This is a genomic window from Pseudarthrobacter sp. P1, assembly GCF_050156935.1.
Classification (GTDB): Bacteria; Actinomycetota; Actinomycetes; order Actinomycetales; family Micrococcaceae; genus Specibacter.
On record NZ_CP189584.1, the window covers coordinates 3578131 to 3599671 of the forward strand.

Annotated in this window: 11 protein-coding genes, 4 rRNA genes and 1 pseudogene; 6 read left to right on the top strand and 10 right to left on the bottom strand. The window is 61.8% G+C overall.

The genetic code is table 11. The features are described from left to right. Window positions 1–2 precede the first annotated feature (2 nt). Both ACQCSX_RS16900 and ACQCSX_RS16905 read left to right on the top strand, forming a co-directional pair. Complete coding sequence (locus ACQCSX_RS16900) at window positions 3–935, top strand: type II secretion system F family protein (protein WP_427016409.1); 933 nt, start codon at window positions 3–5, stop codon at window positions 933–935. 14 nt (window positions 936–949) lie between these two features. Then, window positions 950–1849 carry a type II secretion system F family protein gene (locus ACQCSX_RS16905; RefSeq protein WP_427016410.1) on the top strand — a complete coding sequence of 300 codons (900 nt, stop codon included), beginning with the start codon at window positions 950–952 and terminating at the stop codon, window positions 1847–1849. A gap of 50 nt (window positions 1850–1899) precedes the next feature. Here the strand turns inward: ACQCSX_RS16905 and ACQCSX_RS16910 are convergent, their stop codons facing one another. Together ACQCSX_RS16910 and ACQCSX_RS16915 are read right to left on the bottom strand one after the other, a co-directional pair. Then, a complete protein-coding gene (locus ACQCSX_RS16910; protein WP_427016411.1) occupies window positions 1900–3060 on the bottom strand; it encodes an acyl-CoA dehydrogenase family protein in 1161 nt (386 codons plus the stop codon). Window positions 3061–3358: 298 nt separating this feature from the next. Beyond that, complete coding sequence (locus ACQCSX_RS16915; protein WP_427015623.1) at window positions 3359–4933, bottom strand: IS1182 family transposase; 1575 nt, start codon at window positions 4931–4933, stop codon at window positions 3359–3361. A gap of 523 nt (window positions 4934–5456) precedes the next feature. On the opposite strand from ACQCSX_RS16915, the gene ACQCSX_RS16920 reads away from it, so the two are divergent. The 3 genes from ACQCSX_RS16920 (at window position 5457) to rrf (ending at window position 11013) form a co-directional block, all read left to right on the top strand. Further along, window positions 5457–6982: ribosomal RNA gene (locus tag ACQCSX_RS16920) — 16S ribosomal RNA — on the top strand. 531 nt (window positions 6983–7513) lie between these two features. Continuing rightward, window positions 7514–10644 (top strand): 23S ribosomal RNA (locus ACQCSX_RS16925). A gap of 252 nt (window positions 10645–10896) precedes the next feature. After that, window positions 10897–11013, top strand: a 5S ribosomal RNA gene (gene rrf / locus ACQCSX_RS16930). The 16S, 23S and 5S rRNA genes sit together here, the layout of an rRNA operon. Window positions 11014–11878: 865 nt before the next feature. On the opposite strand, the pseudogene ACQCSX_RS16935 reads toward rrf, so the two are convergent. From ACQCSX_RS16935 to ACQCSX_RS16970, 8 genes and pseudogenes are all read right to left on the bottom strand, one after another. Further along, window positions 11879–12303 (bottom strand): annotated as a pseudogene (locus tag ACQCSX_RS16935) (IS30 family transposase); the annotation flags it as partial. Between the two features lie 127 nt (window positions 12304–12430). Continuing rightward, window positions 12431–13390: a reverse transcriptase domain-containing protein gene (locus ACQCSX_RS16940; protein ID WP_427019086.1), complete on the bottom strand. Its 960-nt coding sequence runs from the start codon at window positions 13388–13390 to the stop codon at window positions 12431–12433. Next, a complete protein-coding gene (locus ACQCSX_RS16945) occupies window positions 13309–13872 on the bottom strand; it encodes a hypothetical protein (protein WP_427016412.1) in 564 nt (187 codons plus the stop codon). The genes ACQCSX_RS16940 and ACQCSX_RS16945 overlap by 82 nt, the downstream gene beginning before the upstream one ends. A 519-nt stretch (window positions 13873–14391) precedes the next feature. Then, complete coding sequence (locus ACQCSX_RS16950) at window positions 14392–15900, bottom strand: transposase (RefSeq protein ID WP_427016413.1); 1509 nt, start codon at window positions 15898–15900, stop codon at window positions 14392–14394. Window positions 15901–16256: 356 nt separating this feature from the next. Further along, complete coding sequence (locus ACQCSX_RS16955) at window positions 16257–17294, bottom strand: transposase (protein ID WP_427016414.1); 1038 nt, start codon at window positions 17292–17294, stop codon at window positions 16257–16259. Between the two features lie 17 nt (window positions 17295–17311). Next, window positions 17312–17716 carry a hypothetical protein gene (locus ACQCSX_RS16960; protein ID WP_427016415.1) on the bottom strand — a complete coding sequence of 135 codons (405 nt, stop codon included), beginning with the start codon at window positions 17714–17716 and terminating at the stop codon, window positions 17312–17314. A 536-nt stretch (window positions 17717–18252) separates the two neighbouring features. After that, window positions 18253–18552, bottom strand: coding sequence for a hypothetical protein (locus ACQCSX_RS16965; RefSeq protein ID WP_427016416.1), 300 nt, complete (start codon window positions 18550–18552; stop codon window positions 18253–18255). Window positions 18553–18613: 61 nt separating this feature from the next. Next, window positions 18614–18994 carry a VOC family protein gene (locus tag ACQCSX_RS16970; protein WP_427019087.1) on the bottom strand — a complete coding sequence of 127 codons (381 nt, stop codon included), beginning with the start codon at window positions 18992–18994 and terminating at the stop codon, window positions 18614–18616. Window positions 18995–19542: 548 nt separating this feature from the next. Here ACQCSX_RS16970 and ACQCSX_RS16975 point away from each other — a divergent pair. Beyond that, window positions 19543–21068 (top strand): 16S ribosomal RNA (locus ACQCSX_RS16975). The last annotated feature ends 473 nt before the right edge of the window (window positions 21069–21541 follow it).

Consider the following 21541-nt stretch of genomic DNA (forward strand, 5'->3'; position numbering starts at 1 on the left):
CCATGCCCACCATTGTTCCCATTGCCGGTTTTGCCCTCTGTTTTGGCGCTCTGCTGGTGGCCCTGCTGGTGGTCTTCAAACCGCGACGGACCGCCGTCCCAGTGGGGCGCCGCCGCCCCTTCGGGGACACCAGCAAGACTGCGCTGGGCAGCCTCACCGACTCCACCGTCGCCGTGCTGGACAGGACCGTGGGTGGTGGCCCGTACAGCCGCTCAAAACTGGAGGACGCCGGGCTGCGGATGCCGCCGTCCAACTTCCTGATCATGGTCATCGCCGCCGCCGCCGTCGCCGGGTTGGTGGGCCTGCTGCTCGGCGGGCCAGGGCTCGCCGTGGTACTTGCGATAGTGGCCCCGTTGGTGGCTTGGGCCTATTTGGCTCTGCTGGCGGACCGCCGCCGGGTCAAGTTTGACGAGCAGCTGGGCGACAATCTGCTGCTCATCTCCGGCGGCCTGCGCGCCGGCCACAGCGTGATGTCATCCATCGATGCGGCAGCGCAGGAGGCCGAGACCCCGTCGTCGGAGGAATTTGCCCGTATCGTCAACGAGGTCAGGATTGGCAGGAACCTCGAGGCTTCGCTAGCGGACACAGCGGCCCGCATGAAAAGCGATGATTTCGCGTGGATCGGGCAAGCGATCCAGATCAACCGCGAGGTGGGCGGGGACTTGGCGGAGGTTCTTGACCATGTGGGCGAAACCATCCGCGAGCGTGGCCAGATCAAGGCCCAGGTCAAGGCGCTGAGCGCGGAGGGCCGGATGTCCGCCATCATCTTGCTTGCGCTGCCGTTTGGCATCGGCCTGATGCTGATGGTGGCCAACCCGAAGTATCTGGCAGTCCTTACCACCAATGTGGTGGGTTGGTTAATGCTCGGAGCTGGCGCCATCATGATGGTCATTGGCAGCCTGTGGCTGCGCAAAATCGTCCAGATCAAGTTTTGAGAGGGTGAAAGCACATGACTGCTCTTTCCTGGATTCTCATCGCGGCAGTTGTCCTGCCGGTGGGCTATCTCGTCTGGTCCTTTATCAGCGTGGATACCAAATCCCGGCTGGTCATCCGCAGCAACCTCAACCGTGGCAGCCAATCCGGGCAGTCTGTGGCCGTTTCCGGCAACAGGAGTGCATTGGAGCTGGCACGCAGGTTTACGCCGGACGGATACACGGCCAAGCTGGATCGGCTGCTGGCCCGTGCCGGACGCCCGGCCACCATGCCCCTGTCCCGGCTGCTGGTGGCCAAGCCCTTGCTGGCGCTGGCCGGCGCGGCAGTGGGAGCGCTGATTATCGCCATTAAACCTGGAGCTCCGATGGTGCTGGTGGCCCTGTTTTTGACAGCCCTGTGCTATTTCATTCCCGACCTCCTGGTGATGAGCAAAGCCCAGGAACGGCAAAAGGCCATCCAACAGGAACTGCCGGACACCTTGGACCAGATGCTGATCTCGGTGGAGGCCGGCTTGGGCTTTGAAAGCGCCATGGCCCGGGCCGGTACCAACGGGAAGGGACCTATGGCCGAGGAACTGGTCCGTACGCTGCAGGACATGCAGATGGGCCGAGCCCGCCGCGACTCCTACCAGGCCCTGGCCGACCGCACCACTGTGGCGGAGCTGAAAAGCTTTGTCCGGGCCGTGGTGCAGGCTGATACTTACGGTATCGGCATTGCCAAGGTGCTGCGGACCCAGGCGCAACAGATGCGGATCAAGCGCCGGCAACGGGCGGAGGAAAAAGCCATGAAGCTGCCGGTGCTGGTGCTGTTCCCGCTGCTGTTCTTCATCTTCCCTACGCTGTTCATCATCATCCTGGGCCCCGCAGTCATCAACATCATCGCGGCCTTTAGCCATGGAGGCGGACTGGGCCAATAGCCCCTGCCGTCGGTGGGGCCGGGGGAGCTGCAACCGTTGGTGCAGGCGCCTCAGCGGAAGGCAGCAATCCCGGTGATGTGCTGCCCCAGGATCAGGGTGTGGATCTCATCGGTGCCCTCATAGGTGCGCACTGACTCCAAGTTGTTGGCATGGCGCAGCGGGGAGTAGTCCAGGGTGATGCCGTTGCCGCCGAGCATGGAGCGTGCATCGCGGCAGATCTGGATGGCCTCACGGCAGTTGTTGAGCTTGCCCACTGAAATCTGGTGTGGTTTGAGCCGGCCGGCGTCCTTTAGCCGGCCGATCTGCACGGCAAGCAGCATGCCCTTGTTGATCTCCAGCGCCATGTTGACCAGCTTTTCCTGCGTGAGCTGGTAGCCCGCCAGCGGCTTGTCGAACTGGAGGCGTTCCTGAGAATACTTCACCACCGTTTCGTAGCTGTCGCGCGCTGCCCCCATGGCACCCCAGATGATGCCGTAGCGGGCCTCGGTCAGGCATTCGAACGGTCCTCGCAGTCCCCGGGCGTGCGGCAGCACGGCATCGGCCGGAAGCCGGACCTCATCCAGGACGATGTCGCATTGGATGGAGGCACGCATGGAGAGCTTGGGGCCGATTGTCGTGGCCGAGAAGCCGGGGGAGCCGGTGGGCACGATGAATCCGCGGACACCGTCGTCGGTCATGGCCCAGATGATGGCAATCTGCGCGATCGTGGCCAGACCGATCCAGCGTTTGGTGCCGGTAAGCACCCAACCAGCGCCGTCGCGGCGGGCAAAGGTCTTCATGCTGCCCGGATCCGAGCCGGCGGTGGGCTCTGTCAGGCCAAAACAGCCGACGACGTCGCCCGCGGCCATGCGGGGAAGCCACCGGTTCTTCTGTTCCTCGGAGCCGTGCTTGTGGATGGCACCCATGGCGAGCGAACCCTGCACAGAGACGAAGGTGCGCAGGCCGGAATCGCCGGCCTCCAACTCCAAGGCCGCCAGCCCGTAGTCGACGGCGGTGCGGCCGGGACAGCCATATCCCGGCAGGTTCATGCCCAACAGGTTGAGCTCGGCAAGCTCCTTGATGATTTCGACGGGGAAGACCGCTTGTTCGTACCAGCCGGCGATGTGTGGACGGATCCGCCTGTCCACGAAGGCCCGGACAGTGTCCCGCAGCGCCAGCTCGTCCGCGCTGAGGAGTGAATCGATATTCAAGAGGTCGTATGTTTCAGTCATGGCGTTCTCCATGTGGACTCTCCACGCCTTACCGGGGGACGGGCCAAGGCGTCGGATGGGCTGCTGCTTCAAGGACTCGAAGCCTAGCAACGGCCCCTAGGAGGGCGCTGAACAAGGGGCAATTCGGGGCCGCGGGTTTGGCTGTCGCACCTTTCCGGGGCCTTTGGCGGCCCGCTGGGGGTCTCCTTTCTGATCGCCGGAGATCTGGTTCGTGATTTTTGCGGGCCTTGTACCTCCGTTCGTGGCTCCCCGCGGCTGGGATTTGGCCCAGGACCGGGGTGGGGGCCCTTTCCGGGTCTTATCCCAGGGCCCAGGCCCCGTTGTGGCGGGTGAGGCCCAGTTTCAGGAGTCGCCGGAGGTTCAGCGCGGCGGTGCGGACCTGCAGCCAGGCGTTGTTCTTTTCCACGCCCCGGTATCTCAGGGCCCGGTTGCCTCCGGCGACCAGCCAGCCGATGGACCGTTCCACCAGGGGCCGGTGGGCCCGGTAGTCGTGCCGGAACCCGGGCTCGAGGGCGGCGGCCCGGTGGGCGCGCTGCCGTGCGTGGTGGACGGTGATGACGACCTTGCGCCCGCCCTTGGCCGTGGTGCATTTCTCCCGCAGCGGGCAGGCCTTGCAGGCGGTGCCGAAGTTCACGTTGCCTCTGGCGCTGATGGTGCGCACCTCACCTTTGGGGCAGGTGAGCGTGTTCTTTGCTTCGTCGTGGGTGAAGTCGTCCAGGTCGTAGCCGCCGGGCACTGCCGGGCGCAGCGGCCTGGGCTTGACCAGCCCCTGGTGCCCGGCCCCGTCGAGGTGTTCGAGCATGGGCCCGGAGCCGTAGGCCGAATCGCCAAGCATTTGGTAGTCAACCTCCGTATCCTTCATGGTCGGATCGGCGGCGGCCAGCCCGATTCCGGCCTCCGCGTCGCTGGAACCGGGGCCGGCGGCCCGGGTCATCACGGCGCTGGTGTAGAGCCCGGTTTCCGGTTCGGCAATGATGTGTCCCTTGAACCCGTCCATCATCACCGAGCGGGACTTGTGCGCGTGCCTGGCCTCGGGATCCACGATGGAGACCATCCGGTCCCGGGCGACCTTCCGGGCGATCCGCCACCGCCCGTCGGTGCCGTCGGAACCCTCGGCCGGCTCCACGTCCTGGCCCGAAACCAACGCCAGCAGCACGTAGGCCTGCGCCTGCGGCGAGTCTTCTTCCAGGGTGTCGGGATCCACCGCGCCAAGCAGGGCCAGGGCGTCGGTGACCAGCCCCGAGACCAGGGCGTCCTTCGCTTCCTTGTCGTCCCAGGCGATGTCCGGCTTGCCCACGTGCGAGTAATCGTAGGAGGTGGCATGGACCGCCATGAGCGTGGCCCCGTGCTCCATGGCCCTGCCGAAACGGCGGATCACGGCAATCAGCTGGGTGATGGTGTCCTGCCGGGCCACCGCATCGGCGAACACGGTCGAATCCACCGCCCGGCGGTGCCGGCCGGTGAGGACACCGGTCGCGGTGATGACCTGGGCGACGGCTTCGGTGATGCGGTGCGGGTTGCTGCTGCCGCGCAGGCGGTTGCGCCAATGCACCAGCGCCGTGGGATGGAACGCGGTCTCGGTCAGCCCGTACCCGCAGGCGGCCTTCCACCGCAGGTCAAAGGTCAAGGCTTCGGCGGCGGCCCGGTCCGAGAGACCCTCCAGGGCCTGCAGGACCAGGACGGTGCCGATGACCGCGGCCGGGATCGAGGGCCTGCCCCGGGTGGAGGGAAACAGGTCCTCCATCATCGAGTCCGGGAAAAGCTCCGAGCGGTGCCCGGCCAGAAACGCGTAGGCACTCCCCGGGGCCAACAGCTCCCCGGCCAGCGCCTCCACATCCAAATACCCGCGCTGGGCCTCTTCAATTCCTTGCATGCATCCAGTCTTAAGGACCAGGACCCGAAGTCCAGCAGGCGCGCCTTAAACCACCCAAATTGTTCAGCACAGTCCTAGCACCCGCCCGGTGCGCCCCGGATTTGCGCGGGGCCGCAAAGGCGTGTAATGTATTTCGAGTTGCCCCGGACGCCGGGGAAACGAAAAACCCCCCTTGCGACCGTCCGGTGGAATATCCGGCGGTCCGCCGCGCCCGGAGTTTTCAACCGATGGATCATTGGTTGGTTTGCTTGCCGGGGGCGGATCGGGTAGGGTTGGAAAGTTGCTCCGGCACTGATCGCCGCGGAAACCACCGGTTTCCTGCAGGTGCGTGTTGGCCGGAAGCTCCTGTTGTTTGAGAACTCAATAGTGTGCCAAGTTTTATTGATACCAATGAATCATTGATTGGTTGAACGGGCCCGTCCATCCCACCCCCGTGGTGGTGGCGGCCCGAACAGCCGGTTTCAAATTTAGTGCACCGTGTGTCCGCCCTTTTCCGGCGGTCCGGGGTGTGTCTGTAAAAACATTTATGGAGAGTTTGATCCTGGCTCAGGATGAACGCTGGCGGCGTGCTTAACACATGCAAGTCGAACGATGGCCCCCCGCTTGCGGGGGTGATTAGTGGCGAACGGGTGAGTAACACGTGAGTAACCTGCCCTTAACTCTGGGATAAGCCTGGGAAACCGGGTCTAATACCGGATATTTACCCTCCTCCGCATGGCGGGGGGTGGAAAGCCTTGTGCGGTTTTGGATGGACTCGCGGCCTATCAGCTTGTTGGTGGGGTAATGGCCCACCAAGGCGACGACGGGTAGCCGGCCTGAGAGGGTGACCGGCCACACTGGGACTGAGACACGGCCCAGACTCCTACGGGAGGCAGCAGTGGGGAATATTGCACAATGGGCGAAAGCCTGATGCAGCGACGCCGCGTGAGGGATGACGGCCTTCGGGTTGTAAACCTCTTTCAGTAGGGAAGAAGCGAAAGTGACGGTACCTGCAGAAGAAGCGCCGGCTAACTACGTGCCAGCAGCCGCGGTAATACGTAGGGCGCAAGCGTTATCCGGAATTATTGGGCGTAAAGAGCTCGTAGGCGGTTTGTCGCGTCTGCCGTGAAAGTCCGGGGCTCAACCCCGGATCTGCGGTGGGTACGGGCAGACTAGAGTGATGTAGGGGAGACTGGAATTCCTGGTGTAGCGGTGAAATGCGCAGATATCAGGAGGAACACCGATGGCGAAGGCAGGTCTCTGGGCATTAACTGACGCTGAGGAGCGAAAGCATGGGGAGCGAACAGGATTAGATACCCTGGTAGTCCATGCCGTAAACGTTGGGCACTAGGTGTGGGGGACATTCCACGTTTTCCGCGCCGTAGCTAACGCATTAAGTGCCCCGCCTGGGGAGTACGGCCGCAAGGCTAAAACTCAAAGGAATTGACGGGGGCCCGCACAAGCGGCGGAGCATGCGGATTAATTCGATGCAACGCGAAGAACCTTACCAAGGCTTGACATGAACCGGAAACGCCTGGAAACAGGCGCCCCGCTTGCGGTCGGTTTACAGGTGGTGCATGGTTGTCGTCAGCTCGTGTCGTGAGATGTTGGGTTAAGTCCCGCAACGAGCGCAACCCTCGTTCCATGTTGCCAGCGGGTTATGCCGGGGACTCATGGGAGACTGCCGGGGTCAACTCGGAGGAAGGTGGGGACGACGTCAAATCATCATGCCCCTTATGTCTTGGGCTTCACGCATGCTACAATGGCCGGTACAAAGGGTTGCGATACTGTGAGGTGGAGCTAATCCCAAAAAGCCGGTCTCAGTTCGGATTGGGGTCTGCAACTCGACCCCATGAAGTCGGAGTCGCTAGTAATCGCAGATCAGCAACGCTGCGGTGAATACGTTCCCGGGCCTTGTACACACCGCCCGTCAAGTCACGAAAGTTGGTAACACCCGAAGCCGGTGGCCTAACCCCTTGTGGGAGGGAGCTGTCGAAGGTGGGACCGGCGATTGGGACTAAGTCGTAACAAGGTAGCCGTACCGGAAGGTGCGGCTGGATCACCTCCTTTCTAAGGAGCACCAAGCACGCGACGGTGCACCGCATGGTGTCCTGTCGCTGTGAGGAAGCAAAGCCCATTGCGAGAACGATTGTTTCTCGGTGGGTGCTCACGGGTGGAATTTCAATGGAACAGACCCCTGGCGGGTTTGGCCGGTTTTCCAAGTACGGATGTCCGCACGCTTGCGTGGGGTGTCCTGGAACGGAGCGTGACCGGCCTTCTTCGTGGGGGGATCGTTTGGCACACTGTTGGGTCCTGAGGCAACAGGAACCGTTGGTGCTTAGGCATCACCGGTTGGCTGGTTGGCTTGGTTTCCCGCACACGACCCCGTCCCCGGGGTCCGCCGGCACGCCCGAAAGGGTGGTGTTGGTTCCGGGGTGTGGTGTGTGACGGGGTTGTTGGTTGAGAACTACATAGTGGACGCGAGCATCTTATAAAGGAAGCAATTTCTTATGAGTTGATGAACCTGGATCTGGCACGCCCTTGGGTGTGTCTGTTTTCATGGTTCTCTCGAAATATTATATTGAATTCTGTGATCTAAGTGGTCAAGTTTTTAAGGGCACACGGTGGATGCCTTGGCATTAGGAGCCGATGAAGGACGTAGGAATCTGCGATAAGCCTCGGGGAGTTGATAACCGAACGGTGATCCGAGGATGTCCGAATGGGGAAACCCCGCCACGCGCCGCAAGGTGACGTGGTGACCCATGCCTGAACACATAGGGCATGTGGAGGGAACGTGGGGAAGTGAAACATCTCAGTACCCACAGGAAGAGAAAACAACAGTGATTCCGTCAGTAGTGGCGAGCGAACGCGGACGAGGCTAAACCGGTCCATGTGTGATAGCCGGCGGGCGTTGCATGGTCGGGGTTGTGGGACTTTCCATTCCAGTTCTGCCGGACTGGTGAGGTGAGAGTGTAGGCATAGGTGAACGGTCTTGAAAGGCCGACCGGAGAGGGTGCGAGTCCCGTAACCGAAATGCTTGTTACACCGCCTGGGAAGCATCCCAAGTAGCACGGGGCCCGAGAAATCCCGTGCGAATCTGTCAGGACCACCTGATAAGCCTAAATACTACCTAATGACCGATAGCGGACAAGTACCGTGAGGGAAAGGTGAAAAGTACCCCGGGAGGGGAGTGAAATAGTACCTGAAACCGTGTGCTTACAAACCGTCAGAGCAGGCTTGGTTCCTGTGATGGCGTGCCTTTTGAAGAATGAGCCTGCGAGTTAGTGTTACGTCGCGAGGTTAACCCGTGTGGGGAAGCCGTAGCGAAAGCGAGTCTGAATAGGGCGAGTGAGTGGCGTGATCTAGACCCGAAGCGAAGTGATCTACCCATGGCCAGGTTGAAGCGACGGTAAGACGTCGTGGAGGACCGAACCCACTTCAGTTGAAAATGGAGGGGATGAGCTGTGGGTAGGGGTGAAAGGCCAATCAAACTTCGTGATAGCTGGTTCTCCCCGAAATGCATTTAGGTGCAGCGTTGCGTGTTTCTTGCCGGAGGTAGAGCTACTGGATGGCCGATGGGCCCTACAAGGTTACTGACGTCAGCCAAACTCCGAATGCCGGCAAGTGAGAGCGCAGCAGTGAGACTGTGGGGGATAAGCTTCATAGTCGAGAGGGAAACAGCCCAGACCACCAACTAAGGCCCCTAAGCGTGTGCTAAGTGGGAAAGGATGTGGGATTGCGAAGACAACCAGGAGGTTGGCTTAGAAGCAGCCATCCTTAAAAGAGTGCGTAATAGCTCACTGGTCAAGTGATTCCGCGCCGACAATGTAGCGGGGCTCAAGTACACCGCCGAAGTTGTGGATTTCCGGTACCAGGCAAGCCTTCGTGGTTCAGCCGCCGGGAGTGGTAGGGGAGCGTCGTGTGGGCAGTGAAGTCGCGGTGTAAACCAGCGGTGGAGCCCACACGAGTGAGAATGCAGGCATGAGTAGCGAAAGACGGGTGAGAAACCCGTCCGCCGAATGATCAAGGGTTCCAGGGTCAAGCTAATCTGCCCTGGGTAAGTCGGGACCTAAGGCGAGGCCGACAGGCGTAGTCGATGGACAACGGGTTGATATTCCCGTACCGGCGAAAAACCGCCCATGCCAAGCGGGGGACACTCACCGCCCGAAGCCTGCCCGGGGACACCCTTGTGGTGGAAGGGTTTTGGTGGAGCGCGGGAGAAGATCCCGGGAGGCAAGCGTATTAACAGGTGTGACGCAGGAAGGTAGCCGAGCCGGGCGATGGTTGTCCCGGTCTAAGGATGTAGGGCGGGCCGTAGGCAAATCCGCGGCCCTTAAATGCCTGAGATCTGATGGGACCCCCGTCAAGGGGGGATTCGGTGATCCTATGCTGCCTAGAAAAGCATCGGCGCGAGGTTTTAGCCGCCCGTACCCCAAACCGACACAGGTGATCAGGTAGAGAATACTAAGGCGATCGAGAGAATTATGGTTAAGGAACTCGGCAAAATGCCCCCGTAACTTCGGGAGAAGGGGGCCCCAACCTTGAACCACCCGCGCGGTGGGGAGGGGATCGGGGCCGCAGAGACCAGGGGGAAGCGACTGTTTACTAAAAACACAGGTCCGTGCGAAGTCGCAAGACGATGTATACGGACTGACTCCTGCCCGGTGCTGGAAGGTTAAGAGGACCGGTTAGCCGCAAGGCGAAGCTGAGAATTTAAGCCCCAGTAAACGGCGGTGGTAACTATAACCATCCTAAGGTAGCGAAATTCCTTGTCGGGTAAGTTCCGACCTGCACGAATGGAGTAACGACTTCCCCGCTGTCTCAACCATAAACTCGGCGAAATTGCAGTACGAGTAAAGATGCTCGTTACGCGCAGCAGGACGGAAAGACCCCGAGACCTTTACTATAGTTTGGTATTGGTGTTCGGAGTGGCTTGTGTAGGATAGGTGGGAGACTGTGAAGCGCCAACGCCAGTTGGTGTGGAGTCATCGTTGAAATACCACTCTGGTCACTTTGGACATCTAACTTCGGCCCGTAATCCGGGTCAGGGACAGTGCCTGATGGGTAGTTTAACTGGGGCGGTTGCCTCCTAAAGAGTAACGGAGGCGCCCAAAGGTTCCCTCAGCCTGGTTGGCAATCAGGTGTCGAGTGTAAGTGCACAAGGGAGCTTGACTGTGAGAGCGACAGCTCGAGCAGGGACGAAAGTCGGGACTAGTGATCCGGCGGCACATTGTGGAATGGCCGTCGCTCAACGGATAAAAGGTACCTCGGGGATAACAGGCTGATCTTGCCCAAGAGTCCATATCGACGGCATGGTTTGGCACCTCGATGTCGGCTCGTCGCATCCTGGGGCTGGAGTAGGTCCCAAGGGTTGGGCTGTTCGCCCATTAAAGCGGTACGCGAGCTGGGTTTAGAACGTCGTGAGACAGTTCGGTCCCTATCCGCTGCGCGCGCAGGAAATTTGAGAAGGGCTGTCCTTAGTACGAGAGGACCGGGACGGACGAACCTCTGGTGTGTCAGTTGTACTGCCAAGTGCACCGCTGATTAGCTACGTTCGGATGGGATAACCGCTGAAAGCATCTAAGCGGGAAGCTCGCTTCGAGATGAGATTTCCATGAACTTTGGTTCGAGAGGCCCCCAGCCAGACCACTGGGTTGATAGGCCGGATGTGGAAGCGAGGACTAACGACTCGTGAAGCTGACCGGTACTAATAGGCCGATAACTTACACCACCCCACACCTGGGTGAACCCGTTCTTCAAAAGGGGTTTACCACCTAAGGGTGTGGAGGTCACTGCATGCTTGCGTCCACTATGTGGTTCCCGGCCAACAACTTCCGTTGTTGCGCGGGGGACGAACACCCGCCACGGGTTTCCCCTCGGAAGCCCCGGCACGGGTGATAAATGAATGAAACGACACACGTTTCCCTGGTTTTCCCGCACCACCCCGCCTGAAAAGGCCAGGGTGTGGTGTGTGGAGGTAGAGTTACGGCGGTCACAGCGTGGGGGAAACGCCCGGTCCCATTCCGAACCCGGAAGCTAAGGCCCACAGCGCCGATGGTACTGCACTCGTGAGGGTGTGGGAGAGTAGGACGCCGCCGGACACCCATTAGGGCAGGCCCCGCACCGTTGGTGCGGGGCCTGCCCGCATTTAACACCCGTTTTGGGGGCCGGGGGCGGTGATTCCGGCACGCCCGGCCCCCTCCCGGGATTCCGGCAACACGGTCCGCAGACGCCTTGCCGCCACTCCCGGCAGCAAGCGCACGGTTGGGCGGAGAGACGGACGGGAACTGTGCGCACAAACACGCCCCGCGCAGCCCGCCGCAGCCCGGCACACCACCGGTGTTGGCGCCCTGGAGGGTGCGGCCCTGGCACTTTTGCCGCCGCCCGGCCGGCCAACACTGTGTTGAATCCCACGGAAAGACCGCGCTCCGCCATCGGCGGGGCGCGGCCTTCGTGGCTGACCAGCCACATTGCAGCGGCTTCCCTGGCTGGAGCACGGCAATCGCCGCCACCGCCACCGGGGCCGCCCGACGGACGGGAACCGTGCCGAACCCCATACAAAATTCGCGCACCGCCATTGGCGGTACGGTTTGCTGCCTGGCATGCCGTTCACTCCACGTAACTTGTCTTGACCCCGCCCCGGATCCACGGGCAGCCGTCAGGCATCTCCGGCACTGGGCCGCACTGTCGCGCTGCAGCCGCCGCAGGCTGTCCTGCCTGTCGGGTGCGCGTCGGGAGCCCGCGACACGGTCCGCACGCGCCATGCCGCCACGCCCGGCAGCAGCCGGCGCACGGTTGGGCGGAGACACGGACGGGAACTGTGCGCAGAAACACGCCCCGCGCAACCTGCCGCAGCCGGCAGCCCGGAGCAGGCAGCCCGGTGTTAGCGGCCATGGCAAACTGCCCATAGGCGGCCATGTAACTGCCCACTGGCTTGAATTCCAGGGGTCGTTGCAACACCCGAGGTCAGCTGGCTACCAGTAGATCACGTAGACGCTCGGCCGGGGTGTCCCAGTCGAGTGTTTTGCGTGGTCGGGCGTTGAGTTCCTGGGCGACGTGCTCGAGGTCCTCGGGCCCGTAGGCGAACAGGTCGGTGCCCTTGGGGAAGCACTGTCGCAGCAGCCCGTTCGTGTTCTCGTTGGATCCGCGTTGCCAGGGGCTGCCGGGGTCGCAGAAGTAGACGTCCATGTCGGTGGCAAGGCTGAAGGTCTTGTGTTTGGCCATTTCGGCGCCTTGGTCCCAGATGAGGGATCCGCGCAGGTGCGCCGGCAGGGTCCCATGGTCTTGATCAGCCCGTCGCGGACCGATTCGGCGGTGTGGTCCACCGGCAGGTGCACCAGCATCACGTAGCGCGTGGTGCGTTCCACCAGCGTTGCGATCGCCGACTGGTTGTAAGCTCCGGTCACGTAGGGTCGGGCCGGAGCGCGACACCGGAATTGCTCCCGGCTCGTTTCTCCGACCCGCCCTCCGCACCGGACGTGCGACTCTCATCGCATCCGGCGCTCCACGGATAGCCACTCAACCAACAACACTGGATGCCCACGGCGTCGGGATATTGTGTGCCCGCCACCGGTACCGTGTCACCGGTACCGTCGCGGTGTCGAACATGGTAATTCCCTCGGCCTGCGGCTGGTTCCCGGGCCTTCCTGTCAGAAAGCGCCGGTAGAGTTCCCGCCAAGTAATGCCCGGGTGCCGTTTGCGAATCCACTGGGTCACCCGATGCCAAATGAACGCATCGAGGTAGCCGAAGGTCGCCTTCGAAACCCCATGGCGGAAATAGTTGCACCAGCCCCGCACCACCTGATTGAGCCGGCGGAGCAGGACGTCCAGCGATGGATGTTCCGCTCGACGTGTCAGCGCCCGCACCTTTCCGAGAATCGTCAATAACGACTTCTTCGACGGATAGGTGTAGACACTCATCTTCCGGGTTCCTTTCTTTAGTCTTCGCTGGATGTGAAAACCAAGAAAGTCGAACCCCTCATCCACATGGCAGACCCGGGACTTTGCGACGGAAATCTTCAACCCCAACGGGGCGATAACCTCCGCAACCTCGTCCCAGAGGGCTTCCGCATGGGCTTGGGTACCGGCGACCATGATCACGAAGTCATCCGCGTAGCGGATGATCCGGTACGTGGCCCCGCCCCGTTTCCGGTGCGCTTCCCTGCGATATGGGGTGCCATGGGCATCCCATAGGTCGCAGAAATGCTTATCCAGTACCGTCAAGGCGATATTGGCCAGAAGCGGGGAAATGTTTCCTCCCTGCGGGGTCCCGGTGCTGGATTCCCTGATCTTCCCCTCGGCGGACATGATGCCTGCCTTGAGGAACCTGCCGATCAGGGTCAGAACGCGCTTGTCAGTGACGCGCTTGCGCACCTCGGCAATGACTGCCGAGTGTTTCAGCTCGTCAAAGCATGCCTGGATATCGGCCTCAAACACCCAGTGATAATGACGGGTGCCCATGGCGTGTATTTCGGCAATCGCATCCTGAGCCCGTCGTCCGGGGGGAAACCGTAACTGACCGGTTTGAAGTCCGCCTCGAAGATCGGTTCCATCACCAATGCCAAGGATGCCTGAACCACCCGGTCCCTCGCGGTGGGAATGCCGAGCCGCCGAAGCTTCGTGCTTCCCGGTTTGGGGATCAAGCGTTCCCTCACCGGCAACGGAAGAAAGGCCCGGGACTTCAACAGCTCCCTGACCTCATCCAAAAACTCCACGGTTTCGGCACCAGCACCGATCAGGGCCGGAATGCGCCGGTCAACACCGGCCGTTCGGGCACCCTTGTTTCCTTTGACCCGGCCCCACGCAACGGTGAGGAAATCCCGGTCGTAGACGAGGTTGAACACATCGTCGAACAGACGGTCAGGGTCACTGACCGCCCAGTGGTGCAGTTTCGTCTGCATCGCACGTACCCGCACGGTCGCCTCATCGAGGTCAGCCCAACGCGGTTCATCGGTATTCACCAATGCCTCGCGTTCCTTGCAGTAACTACTGCGTCATATCCGCTGGGGCCCTTCGCCATGTACGAGGCTTTCCCCCGCTCGGACTACTACGGCCCCTCCGCCCCATCGCGCGCCGATCGACGGACAACACGCCCACCCGAAACCGTGACCCTGGATGGGCCTACGATCACGGGAGATGCACGATGGTTCCCACGTTCACTGTTTACCGAGTGGCAGGTTAGGCGCCCAGCTATGCCCCTGCGATATCGCCACGGCTACGCCGCAGGCCTTCACCGTGGCCTCGGATGCCAGCGATCTTAACCGACATCCAAGTTCCCGTCCCGTAATGAGGGGGCGGTGCGCATCGCAGGCCAGCCCATATCCACCGAATTTGAGCTGGCGGGAGACTTGAGAAGCTTTTAGCACTGGTTCCTCTCGTACACCTTCCTGCCTTGCTTGCCGGACCCGACCCATTCGGTAGTACTGGACCGTCCCGGCGTTGTCGGGGCTGCTCTCCACCCTTCCCGGTGTTTCCTCGGGTCAGGCTGCCCCCAGCTTCTTCATGCTGCTGCGACAGCACAAAGGCGAAGGTCTTCCACCTCCGCTCGGTAAAACAGCGCCTCGTGGCGCACCAGATCCCCTTCCCAATGGCCCGGGACGGCGCGGTCTTGGACCTCGGGCGGGGCGTTCGGAAATGTTGACCATCGGGTCCCGGAAACGATGGGTGCGTTCTTCGGGATTCCTGTGCTGCTTGCGGCGGGTCCGCCCGGTGCGCAGGGCCTCCTTGACCTCGCGTTTGAGTCCGCCGCCGGCCTGCAGGTAGAGGGCCTGGTAGATCGTTTCGTGGCTCACGCGCATCTGCCCGTCCTCGGGAAAGTCCTTGATCAGCAGCTTCGAAATCTGTTGCGGGGACCAGCGTGTGAGGAGCCTGGTTTTTACGTAGTCGTGCAGTTCCCCGGGTTCTGCCAGCTTACTGTCCTTGGGGCGTGCCCGGGCCGCCGTGGCGGTGCGGTGGGCGCCGTAGGGCCGGTAGCCGAGCACCGGGTGGCTGTTGCGTTTGATCTCGCGGCTGATGGTGCCCACGGAGCGGCCCAACGCCCTGCCGATCGCCTGCATCGAGGATCCCCGGGAGCGCAAGTCCGCGATCCTCTCCCGTTCGGGCAGGGACAGGTAGCGGGCGCTGACGGACTGCTCCAGGGCCTCCAAAGCCACCGGAGCGGATACTGGCTCCGCCGTCGCTGGGGCTGGCGGCTCCGGCGCCGCTGCAGGGGCCGAAGGTTCCGCAAACGATACTGTCACTTCCTGTTTATACGGCAGATCCACAGTATGGCCCTCGGCAGCCGCCGTGTCCTTGGCAGCCTGTTGCCGGTCCCAGTTGTAGGAGCTCTGTTTGCTGGCACCAACGGCGAGGGCGGCGTCCCTCCGGCCGGCTCCTTCTTGGCGCAAGCGCAGGTAGTGAAGCTGTTTCTCCGATGGGCGCCGCAGACATTTGGAGGCCATGCCGGCATCGATCGCCCAGTTGGAGCAGGTGGAGCGGTTCAGGCCCAGCTGCTTCGCTGCCGCACTGACGCTGCCGATTTCGCGCAGCACGCTGAGGAACTCCTCAACCACCGCAGGTGGGTGGCGTTGCGCGGGATCGGTCTTCACGGTTCTCGTGGCCCGTGGTTTTCTCCCGGCAGGATTGACCCTGCCGGCCCAGGTGTGCGCGGTGCTGATGTTCAGCCCCAGTTCCCTGGCTGTCGCCACGATGCTGCCGGTCCGGTCAAGGACGGCATGGAACTGTTCCTTCTCGGCCGGGGTGTACTGGCGTTGACGCCTGATCCGGACAGCGTTCGCCCACTTCTGGCACGTGCTCCGGTTAATGCCGAGTTCCTGAGCCGCCTCGGCGACAGTTCCCAGGCGCTCCACGGCGGAAAGGAAATCCTGTCTTTGCGCACGGGTATAGGACTGCTGGGGACGCTTCCCCGGCGCCCCGGCCATAGACGCCGGTTCCTTCGTCGACGGAGACTTTTTCCTTAAGGAAGAACTATTTTTTGATGGTGATTCCATGGGTGTTGCAACTCCCGGATTTTCGGGGATGTTGCGACGATCGCTAGAACTCGCCTGGGCGGGCAGAAGAAGTGGCCGCTGGTGGGCAGAAGCTCATGGCCCTTGACAGCCCGGCACCGCGCCGGAGTTGGCGCCCTGGAGGGTGCGGCCCCGGCACTCTTGCCGCCGCCCAGCCGGCCACATTGTGTCGAATCCCACGGAAAGACCGCGCTCCGCCATCGGCAGGACGCGGTCTTCGTGGTTAACCGGCTCTTCCGACAACGTATCCGGCCACCACCAGCCCCTGCTGGGCCCGTTGCCGCTCCGGACGTACCGCTTGCGCAATGGCCGACTGAAACAGTGCGGAGCGAAAATTGTCAAGCTGTGTGGAGTCGCTTGGTTGGTTGTTTGGTGGTTTTTGTGTCGGGGAGGTTGGGGAGGTTGATGCCGACGTGTCCGGCTGGGGCTGGGGTGGTGGGTCGCTGGCGGAATCGTTCGGGGTGTTTCCCGTAGTAGTCCTGGAGCGCGTGGTCGCGTGTTTTCCAGACATCTTTCCAGGTCCCGTTGTGCACTTGTGAAGGGGAGAAGAGTGCAATGCCTGAGTGCTTGTGTTTGGTGTTGTACCAGGGCACGTAGTCGGCGAGGTAGGCCCTGGCGGTCTCGACTTCGGTGAAGACGCGCGGATAGCCCGGCCTGTACTTCATCGTCCGGAACCCCGACTCGCTGAAGGGGTTGTCATTGGAGACATAGGGCCGGTTGTGGGATAGCTCCACGCCGTGGGTGGTGAGGGCATCGCGGAGCAGGTTTGATCGCATGGCAGGCCCCGAATCGGCGTGGACGATCTGCGGTGCGCCGTGACGGTCGATGGCGGCTTCGAACATCTCCACGGCGAGGTGGTCGGCTTCTCGTTCCTCGACCCGCCAGGCAACCATCTCACGGGAGTAGATATCAAGGACCGAGTCGGCCTTGAACGCCTTTCCCCGCCAGGGCGAGTAGAGATCGGTGATGTCCCACGAGCAGACCTGGCCCGGGCCGGTGGCCTTCACGACCGGCTTCTCCCGCGGGCGGCGTTTGTTCTCGGCCTTGGTGGGGATGGTGGGCCGGAGCATCTGGTCCTCGATCTCCGTCGCGATACGCCACCACGTGCGGCGGGAAGCGAGCATCACCCCGGCGTCCCAGGCCACCGCGAAGGAGTGGTCAACGGAGACCTGGCCGGCCCAGCCTTCCATGATGCACCCGCTGATCCGGTCACGATCCGCGGTGCTGATGCGACACTGGTAGGCGCGCTCGGACTGCCGGAGCGGGTCCTGGACCCGCTCGCGGGGATTCTGCCGGTAATGCCACGTCGAACGCGACACGCCGGCCAGTTCGAGGGCTTGCCGCTGCGAGCCCGTGAGCTTCGTCAGAGACCGCACAAGACGGTTCTCTGCGTCTATGAACTTTTCGGATCGTTCGCCTGTTTCGTCTCGGGCTCTGGCACGCTCAACTCGTGCAAGAGCCCGATAGCTTTTCCCAGGGCCTCATTCGTGCCCTCCAGCTCGGCAATACGCTTCTCGAGCTTCGAGATATCGGATTGGTGCTCGGCGATCTCCCTGGCACGCATCTTCTCAAACGCGGACCTCTCGCCATTCTTGCGTGTCATGCCCCCATCGTCCCTTGGAACAAGGGTCCGGTCGAGGTCGCCCTCGAACACCATCGTGCGCCACTGCCGAAACGTCCACACCGTCAGTGACTTCGAATCAAGCCACGCCTTCCTCTTTCCATGCGGCTGAAGATAATACTCATGCACGAACCCACGAATCTCATCACGGGTATATCCCTGCGTAATACCTGACATGGCTGGCTCCTTCAATCAACAAGAAAAGAATGACTCACAACCAGCCTGACGTAGAGGGCAGGAGCTGCTCCTGCGCAGCGTCCGGCCCAGGGACTGCGCAGCCCGGTGCGCAGACATGGGGTGCGGGCTAAGCCCACCCGGGCCGTGGGCCGAGGGGATGGGCCCGGCACCGCGCGGCCCGGCACTCCGGCCGCCACGGGCCGGCACTGTGCCGAATTCCACGGAAAGACCGCGCACCGCCATCGGCGGTGCGCGGTCTTCGTGGCTGACCGGCCACATTGCAGCGGCTACCCGAGCTGGAGCACGGCAATCCCCGCCACCGCCACCACCGACAGGGCCGCCCGGCGGACGCTGAACCGCTCCCGAAAGAACAACACGCCCAGAACCCCGGCCAACAGCACGCTGCACTCCCGCAACGCCGACACCAACACTAAGGGGAAGGAGACCGACCAGGAAGGGTCTCGGGGCGCAGGCGGTCCGAGGAGCGGAAACCTCGAACCTCCCTGATCTGGCTCTCCGAAGCAGAGAGCCCCAACCTAGACAAGTCGTTGGTCATTGCCCGATTGCAGCCGGTCGCGCATGTGGTGCCGCCGCCGTTGGCCCCATTGCAACGCGGCCATATTGACCAGCAGAGGCAAATGGATACTTTGGCGGCGGACAGTACGGGGAACGGTGCCCGAACCATCGTTGCCACTCGCGAAAATGCTTCCGCGGGCATTGTGCTCAGGTTTCTTCGGACTCCCCTGAGGAAGCTGGCGGATCGTTCGCCGCTCGAGCAGGGGATCCAGAGTGGTCCGCCGTGCCAGCCAGCAGGGCGCTTCCTGGATGCGGTTCATCGGTGGAAAGGAGTGCAGCCGCCGCATGGCTCCCAGAGTTCAGCGGAGCCATGCGGCTTCTCTAGTCTTGGTGCAGCTGTACCAGGTTGCCAAAGCTATCGTCGAACACCGCGGACACTGCTCCTGTTGGATCCGGCGCCGGGCTTGCCGTAAAGACGACACCGGCGGCGTTGAGCCGCTCATACTCTCCCTGCACGTCCGAAACGCCGAAGACAATGCAGGGAATCCCCTGGCTGTGGAGGCCCTCACGGTAGGCGGAGGCAATCGGATTGTCACTTGGCTCCAGCAACAGGCCAGTTCCTTCGCCGGCCGTCGGGGATTTGACGATGAAGAGGTTGTACTCAGGCATGGCCATGAGGGTTTCGAAGCCGAGTGTCTCGGTATAGAAAGCATGGGCGGAGGCGGGCTCGGTGACATGGATACTGCACATCTTGATTCTCATCTGGCTACGGTAGCCAATGGGCCCCGTCTGGTCGAGCCTCTCGCGGATGAGGCTGTGCATTGGTGGCCGCCGGTGCCTTGTGGGCCGGCCGTTCCCGGCCGGGCGCCCGCCCGGTGCGCCCCGGATTTGCGCGGGGCCGCAAAGGCGTGTAATGTATTTCGAGTTGCCCCGGACGCCGGGGAAACGAAAAACCCCCCTTGCGACCGTCCGGTGGAATATCCGGCGGTCCGCCGCGCCCGGAGTTTTCAACCGATGGATCATTGGTTGGTTTGCTTGCCGGGGGCGGATCGGGTAGGGTTGGAAAGTTGCTCCGGCACTGATCGCCGCGGAAACCACCGGTTTCCTGCAGGTGCGTGTTGGCCGGAAGCTCCTGTTGTTTGAGAACTCAATAGTGTGCCAAGTTTTATTGATACCAATGAATCATTGATTGGTTGAACGGGCCCGTCCATCCCACCCCCGTGGTGGTGGCGGCCCGAACAGCCGGTTTCAAATTTAGTGCACCGTGTGTCCGCCCTTTTCCGGCGGTCCGGGGTGTGTCTGTAAAAACATTTATGGAGAGTTTGATCCTGGCTCAGGATGAACGCTGGCGGCGTGCTTAACACATGCAAGTCGAACGATGGCCCCCCGCTTGCGGGGGTGATTAGTGGCGAACGGGTGAGTAACACGTGAGTAACCTGCCCTTAACTCTGGGATAAGCCTGGGAAACCGGGTCTAATACCGGATATTTACCCTCCTCCGCATGGCGGGGGGTGGAAAGCCTTGTGCGGTTTTGGATGGACTCGCGGCCTATCAGCTTGTTGGTGGGGTAATGGCCCACCAAGGCGACGACGGGTAGCCGGCCTGAGAGGGTGACCGGCCACACTGGGACTGAGACACGGCCCAGACTCCTACGGGAGGCAGCAGTGGGGAATATTGCACAATGGGCGAAAGCCTGATGCAGCGACGCCGCGTGAGGGATGACGGCCTTCGGGTTGTAAACCTCTTTCAGTAGGGAAGAAGCGAAAGTGACGGTACCTGCAGAAGAAGCGCCGGCTAACTACGTGCCAGCAGCCGCGGTAATACGTAGGGCGCAAGCGTTATCCGGAATTATTGGGCGTAAAGAGCTCGTAGGCGGTTTGTCGCGTCTGCCGTGAAAGTCCGGGGCTCAACCCCGGATCTGCGGTGGGTACGGGCAGACTAGAGTGATGTAGGGGAGACTGGAATTCCTGGTGTAGCGGTGAAATGCGCAGATATCAGGAGGAACACCGATGGCGAAGGCAGGTCTCTGGGCATTAACTGACGCTGAGGAGCGAAAGCATGGGGAGCGAACAGGATTAGATACCCTGGTAGTCCATGCCGTAAACGTTGGGCACTAGGTGTGGGGGACATTCCACGTTTTCCGCGCCGTAGCTAACGCATTAAGTGCCCCGCCTGGGGAGTACGGCCGCAAGGCTAAAACTCAAAGGAATTGACGGGGGCCCGCACAAGCGGCGGAGCATGCGGATTAATTCGATGCAACGCGAAGAACCTTACCAAGGCTTGACATGAACCGGAAACGCCTGGAAACAGGCGCCCCGCTTGCGGTCGGTTTACAGGTGGTGCATGGTTGTCGTCAGCTCGTGTCGTGAGATGTTGGGTTAAGTCCCGCAACGAGCGCAACCCTCGTTCCATGTTGCCAGCGGGTTATGCCGGGGACTCATGGGAGACTGCCGGGGTCAACTCGGAGGAAGGTGGGGACGACGTCAAATCATCATGCCCCTTATGTCTTGGGCTTCACGCATGCTACAATGGCCGGTACAAAGGGTTGCGATACTGTGAGGTGGAGCTAATCCCAAAAAGCCGGTCTCAGTTCGGATTGGGGTCTGCAACTCGACCCCATGAAGTCGGAGTCGCTAGTAATCGCAGATCAGCAACGCTGCGGTGAATACGTTCCCGGGCCTTGTACACACCGCCCGTCAAGTCACGAAAGTTGGTAACACCCGAAGCCGGTGGCCTAACCCCTTGTGGGAGGGAGCTGTCGAAGGTGGGACCGGCGATTGGGACTAAGTCGTAACAAGGTAGCCGTACCGGAAGGTGCGGCTGGATCACCTCCTTTCTAAGGAGCACCAAGCACGCGACGGTGCACCACCGCATGGTGTCCTGTCGCTGTGAGGAAGCAAAGCCCATTGCGAGAACGATTGTTTCTCGGTGGGTGCTCACGGGTGGAATTTCAATGGAACAGACCCCTGGCGGGTTTGGCCGGTTTTCCAAGTACGGATGTCCGCACGCTTGCGTGGGGTGTCCTGGAACGGAGCGTGACCGGCCTTCTTCGTGGGGGGATCGTTTGGCACACTGTTGGGTCCTGAGGCAACAGGAACCGTTGGTGCTTAGGCATCACCGGTTGGCTGGTTGGCTTGGTTTCCCGCACACGACCCCGTCCCCGGGGTCCGCCGGCACGCCCGAAAGGGTGGTGTTGGTTCCGGGGTGTGGTGTGTGACGGGGTTGTTGGTTGAGAACTACATAGTGGACGCGAGCATCTTATAAAGGAAGCAATTTCTTATGAGTTGATGAACCTGGATCTGGCACGCC